6 protein-coding genes are annotated in these 13,091 nt (G+C 67.3%); 5 read left to right on the top strand and 1 reads right to left on the bottom strand.

Annotated features, from left to right (window positions below):
• Positions 1-103: 103 nt before the first annotated feature.
• The 4 genes from C8E99_RS08360 (at position 104) to C8E99_RS08345 (ending at position 10,206) form a co-directional block, all read left to right on the top strand.
• On the top strand, positions 104-1,354 hold the full coding sequence (locus C8E99_RS08360) for an acyltransferase family protein (RefSeq protein ID WP_115931903.1): 1,251 nt from the start codon (positions 104-106) through the stop codon (positions 1,352-1,354).
• A 223-nt stretch (positions 1,355-1,577) separates the two neighbouring features.
• Positions 1,578-5,099, top strand: coding sequence for a DNA-directed RNA polymerase subunit beta (rpoB, locus tag C8E99_RS08355; protein WP_115931902.1), 3,522 nt, complete (start codon positions 1,578-1,580; stop codon positions 5,097-5,099).
• A gap of 65 nt (positions 5,100-5,164) precedes the next feature.
• Positions 5,165-9,061 (top strand): DNA-directed RNA polymerase subunit beta', encoded by a 3,897-nt coding sequence (locus C8E99_RS08350; protein ID WP_115931901.1) that lies wholly within the window; start codon positions 5,165-5,167, stop codon positions 9,059-9,061.
• Positions 9,062-9,303: 242 nt separating this feature from the next.
• Entirely contained in the window at positions 9,304-10,206 is a 903-nt protein-coding gene (locus tag C8E99_RS08345; protein ID WP_115931900.1) for an aldo/keto reductase, read from the top strand.
• An 8-nt stretch (positions 10,207-10,214) separates the two neighbouring features.
• Here the strand turns inward: C8E99_RS08345 and C8E99_RS08335 are convergent, their stop codons facing one another.
• Entirely contained in the window at positions 10,215-11,579 is a 1,365-nt protein-coding gene (locus C8E99_RS08335) for a lipid II:glycine glycyltransferase FemX (protein ID WP_245952187.1), read from the bottom strand.
• 34 nt (positions 11,580-11,613) lie between these two features.
• On the opposite strand from C8E99_RS08335, the gene C8E99_RS08330 reads away from it, so the two are divergent.
• A complete protein-coding gene (locus tag C8E99_RS08330; protein WP_115931899.1) occupies positions 11,614-13,020 on the top strand; it encodes a carboxylate--amine ligase in 1,407 nt (468 codons plus the stop codon).
• Positions 13,021-13,091 lie beyond the last annotated feature (71 nt).

Here is a 13,091-nt window from a genome sequence, read left to right as displayed (position 1 = left end):
TAAGGTAACGAAATCATTAAGGACGGGATGCAAGCAGAGCCCGACGCGCGGGGACGGGAACCAGAGCGCGGCGCGGCTCGGTACGTGAGGGAGGGCGCCGGCCATGGTCGCGACGACGGAACTGCCGCGGATCGAGGTAGACCAGCAGGTTGATCACCGGGTTGGTCAGCAAGCAGATCACCGGGTTGGTCAGCAGGCTGATCACCGGGCACAGGAGCAGACGGCCGATCGGCCTCGCCCCCGCCTGGCCCTACTGGACGGGCTCCGCCTGGTCGCCGCCCTCGCCGTGGTGCTCTTCCACTGGACCGCCTGGCACCACGGTCACTGGGGCCGCCACGGGGAGCCGGCCGCCGAGGCATGGCCGTGGTTGAGCCAGTTCAGCTCCGTCGGAGCGCTCGGCGTCCAGCTCTTCTTCATCATCTCCGGCTTCGTGATCCTGCTCTCCTCCTATGGGAAGTCACCGGCGAGGTTCATCGGGTCCCGGGTGGGGCGTCTCTACCCGGCCTACTGGGTCGCGGTGCTGGCCGCCGCCACGCTGACCTTCGTCCTCTGGCCGGAGATGGGTACCCAGCGGTCGCCGGTGGACATCCTGGCGAACTTGACGATGTTCCAGGGCGGCCTCGGCGTCGGGCATATCGACGGCGTGTACTGGACCCTGTGGGTGGAGATGAAGTTCTACCTCTGGATCCTCGCCTTCACCCTCATCGGCATGACGGTGGGCCGGGTGCTCGTGTTCGCCTTCGCGTGGCCGATCCTCGGCAACGCGCTGTACTTCGGCCTGCATGCGGCCGGCCAGCCCATCGACTGGGTGGAGCACGTGTTCTTCCCGCAGTATTCGGCCCTGTTCGCCGCCGGGATGGCACTGTTCCTGCTGTTCAAATTCGGCCACACCCCGCTGCGGTGGGTGGTGTTCGTGCTGAACGCGGGTGCTGGCAGCCTGTGGTCCGCTCGCGTCCAGCAGGCAGAGACGGTCAAGCTCACCGGTTACGACTACCCCTTCTGGGCCTTTGTGGCCATCGTCGCCGGGCTGTTCGTCCTGGTGGCACTCATCGTGCTGACCCCCTTGGCCTCCCTCAAGGTTCCGGGGATGACCCTGGCCGGACAGCTGACCTATCCTGTCTACCTCCTGCACCAGCTGTGGGGATGGTGGCTGATCTTCCTGCTCTCGCCCTACCTGCCGCGCGAGGTGGTGCTGGTCCTCACCCTCGCGGCGATCCTGGGTGCCGCGTGGTTGCTGCACCGGTGGGTTGAACGCCCGCTGGGACCGGGCCTGCAGCGAGCGGTGACGGCCGGCGTCGGGACATGGCCGGTGGTGGGGCGGCGGCTGGGCCGGGCGCGCACGCCGGTTTCCTAGCATATTCACAGCCACGGGAACAAGACCGACTGGACTTCGGGCGTGCCGAAAGTTAGTATGGTTCCTTACGTCTCCCCTGAAGTCCACTTTGTCATGCCACCGGTCGTGTCCGGGGGCATCTCGGTGTGGCATTCGGTCTGGCCTTCAAATAGCGGTAGGCCCCGGTGCTGTGGACCAGTGGGGGAGTGCACGGAAGTAAAGACGGTCTGTGGAAGGATCCCTCTTGGTCGCCTCGAGCACCTCAAATACCGAAACCGCTAATTTCCCCGGGGGCGTCTCGCCCCGCTCCGGCGCCAGTGCCGGCCGAATCTCGTTCGCGAAGATTCATGAGCCGCTGGAGGTCCCGGACCTGCTGGCCCTGCAGACCGAGTCGTTCGACCGGCTCGTGGGCAACGATCGCTGGGCCGAACGGGTGACCCACGCTCGCGAGATCAACGACGACTCCGTGGCTGTCACGTCCGGCTTCGCCGACATCTTCGAGGAGATCTCCCCGATCGAGGACTTCCAGGGCACCATGTCCCTGTCCTTCACCGATCCGGAGTTCTCGGACCCGAAGATGCCGGTCGACGAGTGCAAGGAGCGCGACACCACCTACGCCGCTCCGCTGTACGTCAAGGCCGAGTTCATGAACAACAACACCGGCGAGATCAAGCAGCAGACGGTGTTCATGGGCGACTTCCCGCTCATGACGGACAAGGGCACCTTCGTGATCAACGGCACCGAGCGTGTCGTCGTGTCCCAGCTCGTCCGCTCGCCCGGCGCCTACTTCGAGCGCACCCCGGACAAGACCAGTGACAAGGACATCTTCACCGCGAAGATCATCCCGTCCCGGGGTGCCTGGTTCGAGCTCGAGGTGGACAAGCGCGACCAGGTCGGCGTCCGCCTCGACCGCAAGCGCAAGCAGCCGGTCACCGTGCTGCTCAAGGCCATGGGCTGGTCCGAGTCCCGCATCCTCGAGGAGTTCGGCCAGTACGACTCCATCCGCGCCACCCTCGAGAAGGACCCCACCGAGGGCCAGAACGAGGCACTGCTGGACATCTACCGCAAGCTCCGCCCGGGCGAGCCCGCCGCCGTGGACGCCGCGCAGAACCTGCTGAACAACCTGTACTTCACCCCGAAGCGCTATGACCTGGCGAAGGTGGGCCGTTACAAGCTCAACCGCAAGCTGGGCGTGGACATGCCGCTGTCCGATCCGCACGCCTCCGTGCTGACCCAGGACGACATCGTCCAGATGGTCCACTTCATCGTGGCCCTGCACGCCAACGAGAAGACGATCACCGGCAAGCGCGCCGGCGAGGACGTCGAGGTGCGCGTGGAGGTCGACGACATCGACCACTTCGGCAACCGTCGCATCCGCGCCGTGGGCGAGCTGATCGAGAACCAGATCCGCACCGGCCTGTCCCGCATGGAGCGCGTCGTGCGTGAGCGCATGACCACCCAGGACGTCGAGGCGATCACCCCGCAGACCCTGATCAACATCCGCCCCGTGGTGGCCTCGATCAAGGAGTTCTTCGGAACCTCCCAGCTGTCCCAGTTCATGGACCAGAACAACCCGCTGGCGGGCCTGACCCACAAGCGGCGCCTGTCCGCGCTCGGCCCGGGCGGCCTGTCCCGTGACCGTGCCGGCATGGAAGTCCGTGACGTGCACCCGTCCCACTACGGCCGCATGTGCCCCATTGAGACCCCGGAAGGCCCGAACATCGGCCTCATCGGCTCGCTGGCCACGTTCGGGCGCATCAACCCGTTCGGCTTCATCGAGACCCCGTACCGCAAGGTCGTGGACGGGATCGTCACCAAGCAGGTGGACTACCTCACCGCCGATGACGAGCTGGAAGCCCAGATCGCCCAGGCCAACGCTCCGCTGAACGACGACGGCTCCTTCGCCGAGGACCTCGTGCTCTGCCGCCAGCGCGGCGGCGGTGGCGAGCCGGTGCTGTCCACCGTGGACGACATCGACTACATGGACGTTTCCCCGCGACAGATGGTCTCCGCCGCCACGGCGCTGATCCCGTTCCTCGAGCATGACGACGCCAACCGCGCCCTCATGGGAGCGAACATGCAGCGCCAGGCCGTGCCGCTGCTCCAGGCCGAGGCGCCCCTGGTCGGCACCGGCATGGAGAAGTACATCGCCGTCGACGCCGGAGACTCCATCACGGCCGACGCCCCCGGCGTCGTCACCGAGGTGGCGGCGGACATGGTGACCGTCATGAACGACGACGGCACGATGCGCCACTACCCGATCATGAAGTTCGCCCGCTCCAACCAGGGCAACGCCTACAACCAGCGTGTCCGGGTCACCGAGGGCGACCGCGTGGAGAAGCTGTCCATCATCGCCGACGGTCCCGCCACGGACCATGGCGAGCTGGCGCTCGGCAAGAACCTCCTCGTCGCGTTCATGCCCTGGGAGGGCCTGAACTACGAGGACGCCATCATCCTGTCCCAGCGCATGGTCTCCGATGACGTGCTGACCTCGATCCACATCGAGGAGCACGAGGTCGACGCCCGTGACACCAAGCTGGGCGCGGAAGAGGTCACCCGGGACATCCCGAACGTCTCCGACGAGGTCCTGGCGCAGCTCGACGAGCGCGGCATCATCCACATCGGTGCCGAGGTCGAGGCCGGGGACATCCTGGTCGGCCGCGTGACCCCGAAGGGCGAGACCGAGCTGACCCCGGAGGAGCGCCTGCTGCGCGCCATCTTCGGCGAGAAGTCCCGCGAAGTGCGTGACACCTCCCTGAAGGTGCCCCACGGTGAGTCCGGCACCGTCATCGGCGTGCGCATCTTCGATCGCGACGAGGACGACGACCTGCCCCCGGGCGTGAACCAGCTGGTCCGCGTGTACGTGGCCCAGAAGCGCAAGATCACCGACGGTGACAAGATGGCCGGCCGCCACGGCAACAAGGGCGTCATCTCCAAGATCCTGCCGATGGAGGACATGCCGTTCCTCGAGGACGGCACCCCGGTGGACATCATCCTGAACCCGCTGGGCGTTCCGGGCCGCATGAACCTGGGCCAGGTCATGGAGCTGCACCTGGGCTGGGCCGCCTCCCGCGGCTGGGACATCCAGGGCGAGCCGGAGTGGATCAAGGACCTGCCGAACTTCCCGCGGTCCTCCGGTCCGGTCAACGTCGCCACCCCGGTGTTCGACGGTGCCGAGGCCCACGAGATCGAGGGCCTGCTCGGCCACGTCAACGTCACCCGTGACGGCGACCGCCTGATGGGCACCAACGGCAAGGCCACCCTGTTCGACGGCCGCTCCGGCGAGCCGTTCCCGGACGCGGTCTCCGTGGGCTACATGTACATGCTGAAGCTGCACCACCTCGTGGATGACAAGATCCACGCGCGCTCCACCGGTCCGTACTCCATGATCACGCAGCAGCCGCTGGGTGGTAAGGCACAGTTCGGTGGCCAGCGCTTCGGTGAGATGGAGGTCTGGGCCCTGGAGGCGTACGGCGCTGCCTACACGCTGCAGGAGCTGCTGACCATCAAGTCGGATGACATCCACGGTCGTGTGAAGGTCTACGAGGCCATCGTGAAGGGCGAGAACATCCCGGAGCCGGGCGTTCCCGAGTCCTTCAAGGTCCTCATCAAGGAAATGCAGTCGCTGTGCCTGAACGTGGAGGTCCTCTCCGCCGACGGCACCGCGATTGAAATGCGTGACTCGGAGGATGAAGTCTTCCGGGCCGCCGAGGAACTGGGCATCGACCTGTCCCACAACGAGCCCAGCTCGGTTGAAGAGGTCTGAGCAACACCCGTTCCCCGTCCCACCCCAGACTTCATCAACGTTACGAATCAGGAGTTCAACGGACCATGTCCAACGACAACTCATCATTTGGCCACATGCGCATTGGCCTCGCGACCGCGGACGAGATCCGCAATTGGTCTTACGGCGAGGTCAGGAAGCCCGAAACCATCAACTACCGCACCCTGAAGCCCGAGAAGGACGGACTCTTCTGCGAGAAGATCTTCGGCCCCACCCGGGACTGGGAGTGCTACTGCGGCAAGTACAAGCGCGTGCGCTTCAAGGGCATCATCTGTGAGCGCTGCGGCGTCGAGGTGACCCGTTCCAAGGTGCGTCGCGACCGGATGGGCCACATCGAGCTGGCCGCCCCGGTCACCCACATCTGGTACTTCAAGGGCGTGCCCTCCCGCCTGGGCTACCTGCTGGATCTGGCCCCGAAGGATCTCGAGAAGATCATCTACTTCGCGGCCTACATGATCACCTCGGTGGACGACGAGGCACGCCACGCCGACCTGCCGAACCTGCAGGCCGAGCATGACCAGGAGACCCGTCACCTGACGGACACCCGCGACTCCGACATCGCCGCCGTCGCCGGTGACCTGGAGAAGGACCTCGCCAAGCTCGAGTCCGAGGGGGCCAAGGCCGCCGAGAAGAAGAAGGCCCGGGACTCCGCGGACAAGACCATGGCGCAGATCCGCAAGCGGGCCGACGCCGAGCTGGACCGGATGGAGAAGATCTGGGACCGCTTCAAGAACCTCAAGGTCGCCGACCTCGAGGGCGACGAGGGCCTGTTCCGTGCGATGCGTGACAAGTACGGACAGTACTTCGAGGGCTCCATGGGCGCCGAGTCCATCAAGAAGCGCCTGGAGACCTTCGACCTCGAAGCCGAGGCCGAGTTCCTGCGTGAGGTGATCAAGACCGGCAAGGGCCAGCGCAAGACGCGTGCCCTGAAGCGCCTGAAGGTCGTCAACGCGTTCCTCACCACGGACAACTCCCCGCTGGGCATGGTCCTGGACGCCGTCCCGGTGATCCCGCCGGAGCTGCGCCCGATGGTGCAGCTGGACGGTGGCCGCTTCGCGACCTCCGACCTGAACGACCTGTACCGCCGCGTGATCAACCGCAACAACCGCCTGAAGCGTCTGCTGGATCTCGGGGCCCCCGAGATCATCGTGAACAACGAGAAGCGCATGCTCCAGGAGGCGGTGGACTCGCTGTTCGACAACGGCCGTCGCGGCCGTCCGGTGACCGGGCCGGGCAACCGTCCGTTGAAGTCGCTTTCCGACATGCTCAAGGGCAAGCAGGGTCGCTTCCGCCAGAACCTGCTCGGCAAGCGCGTGGACTACTCCGGCCGTTCCGTGATTGTGGTGGGCCCGCAGCTCAAGCTGCACCAGTGCGGCCTGCCGAAGCAGATGGCGCTGGAGCTCTTCAAGCCCTTCGTGATGAAGCGCCTGGTGGACCTCAACCACGCCCAGAACATCAAGTCCGCCAAGCGGATGGTGGAGCGTTTCCGCCCGCAGGTGTGGGACGTGCTGGAAGAGGTCATCACCGAGCACCCGGTGCTGCTGAACCGTGCACCCACCCTGCACCGCCTCGGCATCCAGGCTTTCGAGCCGATGCTGGTGGAGGGCAAGGCACTGCAGCTGCACCCGCTGGTCTGTGGCGCCTTCAACGCCGACTTCGACGGTGACCAGATGGCAGTGCACCTGCCGCTGAGCCCTGAGGCGCAGGCCGAGTCGCGACTGCTGATGCTGTCCTCCCACAACATCCTGAAGCCCTCCGATGGCCGCGCCGTGGCCGTCCCGGCCCAGGATATGATCATCGGCCTCAACCACCTCACCACCGTGCGTGAGGACGAGGTCGGCGCCGGGTCGGAGTATTCGTCGGTCGCCGAGGCCATCATGGCCTTCGACGCCGGCCAGCTGCACCTGAACGCCCCGGTCAAGATCACCGTGGACGGGTTCATCCCGTCCGTCCAGAGCCCGGCCCCCGAGGGCTGGGAAGAGGGCACCTCGGCCGTGCTGGACACGACCCTCGGCGTGGTGCTGTTCAACGAGCTGCTCCCGGTCGACTACCCGTGGCTGTCCACGCAGGCGACCAAGGGCACCCTCGGCGCACTGGTCAACGACCTGGCCGAGCGGTACCCGATGGTGCAGACCGCCCAGACGCTGGACAACCTCAAGGACGCCGGCTTCCACTGGGGCACCTGGTCGGGCGTCACCGTGGCCATCTCGGACATCACCTCGGACTTCGACAAGGCGTCCATCATGACCGGGTACGAGGACCAGGCCCTCAAGGTCCAGGCCCAGTACGAGAAGGGTCTGATCGCTGACGAAGAGCGCCGTTCCGAGCTGATCGACATCTGGAACAAGGCCACCGACGAGGTTGCCGCCGCCATGAAGAAGGGGTTGCCGGAGCTCAACACCATCAACCGCATGGTGACCTCCGGTGCTCGTGGTAACTGGCTGCAGGTCCGGCAGATCGCCGGCATCCGTGGCCTCGTGGCCAACCCGCAGGGCGAGATCATCCCGCGTCCGATCAAGTCCTCCTACCGTGAGGGCCTGTCCGTGCTCGAGTACTTCATCGCCACCCACGGTGCCCGTAAGGGCCTCGCGGATACGGCGCTGAAGACCGCCAACTCGGGTTACCTGACCCGTCGTCTGGTGGACGTGTCCCAGGACGTCATCGTCCGCGAGGAGGACTGCGGCACCGAGCGCGGTCTGACCGAGATCATCGGCGTGCCGAACGCCGACGGCGAGCTGGTGCGCCACGAGACCGTGGAGAACTCCTCGTTCGCCCGGACCCTCGCGGTCGAAGTCACCTCCGAGGACGGCACCGTCCTGGGCCAGTCCGGTGAGGCCATCGGCGACGTCGCCATCGACGCGTACATCGCCGCAGGCGTCACCGAGATCAAGGTGCGCTCCGTGCTCACCTGCGAGTCCGCCGTCGGAACCTGCGCGAAGTGCTACGGCCGCTCCATGGCCACGGGTCAGCTCGTGGACATCGGCGAGGCCGTGGGCATCATCGCCGCACAGTCCATCGGTGAGCCGGGTACCCAGCTCACCATGCGTACCTTCCACACCGGTGGTGTCGCCTCCGCAGACGACATCACCCAGGGTCTGCCCCGTATTCAAGAGCTCTTCGAGGCCCGTACCCCGAAGGGTGTGGCGCCGATCTCCGAGGTCGCCGGCCGCGTGGTCATCGAGGACGGCGAGAAGCAACTGCGGCTGGTGCTCACCCCGGACGACGGTTCCGAGGAAATCGCCTACCCGGTGCTGCGCCGTGCGCGTCTGCTGGTGTCCGATGGCGAGCACGTGGGCGTCGGTACCCAGCTGGTCGCCGGTGCCGTGGATCCGAAGCAGGTGCTGCGTGTGCTCGGTCCCCGGGCCGCCCAGAAGTTCCTGGTCCAGGAAGTCCAGGACGTGTACCAGTCCCAGGGTGTGGGCATCCACGACAAGCACGTGGAGGTCATCGTCCGCCAGATGCTGCGCCGCATCACCGTCATCGAGTCGGGCGAGACCGACTTGCTGCCGGGCGAGCTGACGGACCGCGCCCGCTTCACCGCCGCGAACCGCAAGGCCGTGGCGGAGGGTCGCCAGCCGGCCTCCGGTCGTGACGAGCTCATGGGCATCACCAAGGCCTCGCTCGCCACCGATTCGTGGCTGTCCGCCGCGTCCTTCCAGGAGACCACCCGCGTCCTGACGCAGGCGGCCATGGAGGGCAAGTCGGATCCGTTGCTGGGCTTGAAGGAGAACGTGATCATCGGCAAGCTGATCCCGGCCGGCACCGGTCTGGATCGCTACACCAAGGTCAACGTCGAGCCCACCGAGGAGGCCAAGGCCAACCTGTTCACCGGGCCGGCCGGCTTCGCGGACTTCGACTACCCGGGCCTGGATTCCTCGGCCACGCCGGAGTTCCACGCGATCTCGCTGGACGACTACGGTATGGGCGGCGACTTCCGCGGCTGATACCGCTGAGCCCCTGCTAGGGCTCAGCTCCGCTGGTGCCGCTGGTGCCGCTGGCCCTCGCTGAGGGTCGCGGCACCGGCCAGCACCAGACCTGCACCAAGCCAGAGTGACCTGACCCCGTCCTGAGTGACGGGGGCAGGTCACTCTGTTTGTTAAGGGCTGTTTGTTAAGGGCTATTTGTTAAGGGCTGTGTACTAAGGGCCGGTGGATCTTCCCGCCGCCGGCGTGACAGGCTGGGTGCCATGGTCACCCAGAGATATGCTCTGCTTTCCGGCACCGGCACCGGCACCGGCACCGGCAGCGGCACCGGCAGCAACACCAGCACCAGCAACGCCCGCGCGGCTGTCCAGATCCCTCTGATCGGGCTCGGCACCTGGCCGTTGACCGGCACCGAGTGCAGCAAGGCGGTGACGAGCGCGCTGGAGGCCGGGTACCGGCACGTGGACACGGCCGAGAACTACCGGAACGAGGACGCGGTGGGGCGCGCCGTCGTCGGCTCCGGGATCAGCCGGGACGAGGTCTTCGTGACTTCCAAGTTCAACCGGGAGTGGCATGGGCCCGTGGACACGGTGCGCGCCGGTCTCGAGGCCGGGCTCGAGCGGGCCGGGCTGGACTACTTCGACCTGTACCTGGTGCACTGGCCGAACCCGGGTCTGGACCGCTATGTACAGGCGTGCGAGTCGCTGGCCGAGCTGACGGAGTCCGGACTCATCCGGTCCTGGGGCGTCTCCAACTTCAAGCCCTCACACCTGCAGCGGCTGCTGGAGGCGGGACTGGTGCCGAGCGTCAATCAGATCCACTGCCAGCCGACCGATGCCCAACAGGACGTGCAGGAGGCCAACACCGCGGCCGGAGTGCTGACGGCGGCCTACACCCCGATCGGGCGGGGGAGCGAGCTGCTCGACCGCCCGGAGATCACCTCGATCGCCTCACGGCTGGGGCGGACGCCAGCGCAGGTGGTGCTGCGCTGGCACGTGCAGCAGGGGCGGATCGCCGTCCCGAAGTCGGCTGACCCGCAGCGGCAGCGGGAGAACCTGGACGTGTTCTCCTTCGAGCTCACGGCCGATGACCTCGCGGCCGTCGATGCGCTCGATGCCGGCGTCCCGTCGGAGACCCGCCAGGACGCGGACGTGTTCGGGCACTGACCGGGAGACTAGCCCCGGCGGGACATGTAGAGATTGAAGCCGCGGGCCAGCACCCGGTTCACGGGGTAGTCCCACTCGCCGAGGGTCTGGACTACGTCGGCCCCCATGGTCGTCTTGAACCGGGTCAGCCCGGCCAGCTCGTACTCCGGGTCCAGTGAGGGGCTCATCCCGCCGAGGTCGTACCAGGTGCACCCGGCAGCGAGAGAGTCCTGGATCTGTCGCAGCTGCAGTGCCCGCGGGGCGTAGCGCTTGCGTTCCTCTGAGGATGAGGCCCCGTAGACATACCACCCGAACTGGCCCTGGCGGACGTAGATGGCGGCGGCCAGTAGTTGCTCGCCGAAGTGGGCCAGGTACAAGGTGCACTCGGTGTCCACTGCCGAGTCCACTGCGCTGTCCCCTGTGTTGTCCTCGGAGCCACGGGAGCCACGGGAGCCACGGGAGCCACGGGAGCCACCCGAGCCCGCAGAGCCAGCCGAGCCCGCGGAGCCACCCGAGCCCGCGGAATTCAACTCGGCGAACATGCGCTGGAAGTAGGAGAGCGGTCGCCCGGTGAAGCCGTCACGAGCCGCGGTCTCCTCGTAGAGGGCCTGCCATGCCGGCAGGTCCTCTACCGTGCCCACGGACACCGTGAGCTCGGACCGGGTCGACTTGCGGGTCTGCCGGCGGGACGTCGAGTCCATCCGGTTCAGGGCAGCCTCCAGGGCGGGGGACTCACCGTTCTTGTTGGGTTCAGCACTGGTGCCATCGGACGCGATGTCCAGTTCCGGCTGCAGCGGGATGCGTGCCTGGAACTGGGGTTGCCCGGCCTCGAACTCCTCTGACGCGGACGGAGCCTGCCAGCCCAGGGCCAGGAGGCGGGAACGAACGTCCTCGGCCGCGGGTTCGGTGTGGAGGGGCGTGAGGTCGGTGACGGAGCGGTGCGTGCCGGCGGCCAGGGCCTTGCGGACCTCGGACCCGTCCCAGCGGTTCACGACGCCCGGCAGGCCCACCCGGACGAGGAACGCGCCCCGGGACTTGAGATACTGCACGAGCGGGACGAGGACGGACTCCAGCTGCACGGCCGCCGGGTCGAACACCGGTCCTTCGGCGATGTAGGCGAGGGAGCGCTTCTTCAGCACCGGCACCGGGACGGGCAGCCGGCGGAAGAGCACCAGGGCCGTGGCCTTGAGACTCTGGCCGTCGAAGAAGCCCAGGGAATCCCCACGCCAGTCGATCTTCACCCCGGGCCACTGCGGGTTCTGAAGGAAGGAGGCCCCGGGGTGCTCCGCCAGGAACCGCCCATGGTCTGCGGGAGTGATCCGCCGGACGGTCAGGGGCCGGGAATCCTGGCCGGAGGGGGTGGGGGAACCGAACGGGGAAGCTAGATTTGGCACGACCCCCACCCTAGCCGCCGGTAGCATCGAAGCCATGGAAGACCCCGCTGCCTCCTCGGCCACGCCTTCAGTCAGCCCGTCAGCCATTCCCGCGGGGCAGCCCTTCGTTCCGGTGATCACCGGCGGCGACGTGGGCGCGTACTCCCTGGCCCGGGAGTTCCACGAGGCGTATGGCGTGACCTCCGCGGTGGTCCCGACGTCCCTGAATCGCAACCTCAAGCACTCCGCCATCCTGGAGGCGTTCCCGGCCGGGCCCATGACGGAGGAGCAGCCCGTCATCGACGCCCTGGTGCGGGTCGCCGGGCAGTTGCGCGGGGAACCCCGCCGCCCGCTCCTGCTGCTGGCCAGCTATGACCACCTCGTCCGCTTCGCCGTGCGTCATCGCGAGACCCTCGAGGCTGCCGGCTACACCGTTCCCTATCCGGATGAGGACGCCCTGGACGCGGCAGCCCTCAAGGAGAACTTCTACGCGCTGTGCGAGCGGTACGGAGTGCCGTACCCGAAGACCGCCACCTACGACGCCGGCTCCCACACCCCCGAGGCCGCGCGCCGGTTCGCTGCCGGACTGGGCCTGACGTACCCAGTGATCCTCAAGGCCGGTGATGGCGGGGCGTGGGCGGATATCCGCTTCGAGGGCCGGCGCAAGGTGCACATCATCGAGGGCACCGACGCAGGCGCCAGTGCAGACGCCAACACTGAGGCCGACGCAGGCTCCGATGAAGGCTCCGACCCAGGCGCCGGGGGAGGGGGAGCAGCCGAAGTGGAGGCCCTCCTCGGCAAGGCCAGCGAGGCCGGCTATAGAGGAGCCTTGATCGTCCAGGAGATGGTGCCCGGGCCGGACTCGCAGCTGGGTATCGCCACGTTCTTCCGTGACCGCGCCGGTTCCACCCGGCTCGTGTCCTACGGAGAGGTCATCGTCGAGGACCATGCTCCCGGCCTGGAGGGCAACGCGCGAGCGGTGCTGGCCTCCGCACACCCGGTGATCGCGGACCAGGGGATCACCCTGATGGAGGCGCTCGACTGGCACGGTTTCGCGATGTTCGACACCAAGATCGACCCCCGTACCGGCGTGGCCCAGTTCTTGGAGATGAACCCACGGCTGGGCCGGAACCACTACTACCTCACGGCCGCCGGGGCGAACCCGGCCCCGTACCTGGTGGCGGAGTATCTGGGGCGTGGACTGGGGCTAGACGGGGAGCTGGACGGGGGGCGGGTGACCACCACCGGTCCCGCCCTCATCACCACCATCCCGCTCTCCTTGGTGGACCAGTACGCCACTGATGCGCAACGGCAGCGCATCCGGCAGGCGAAGCGGGCCGGGCGGGTCGTGCGCCCCTTTTCCTACCCCGCGGACCGTGACCTGCGGCGTGAGCTCTACCTTCGCGCCGCTGAGCTGAGGGCACGTCGGGTGTTCCGCAACCACCCGGCGCCCGGGGACTAGCCGAGTCGGAGAGGGCGTTGGAGCTGGGCGTCCCGGCATGCCCACTGCCCGGCCAACTCAGTGCCCGGCCA

It is taken from the genome of Citricoccus muralis (genome assembly GCF_003386075.1).
Classification (GTDB): Bacteria; Actinomycetota; Actinomycetes; order Actinomycetales; family Micrococcaceae; genus Citricoccus; species Citricoccus muralis.
The sequence above is the reverse complement of the archived record's forward strand: the minus strand, read 5'-3'. Positions and strand labels throughout refer to the sequence as shown.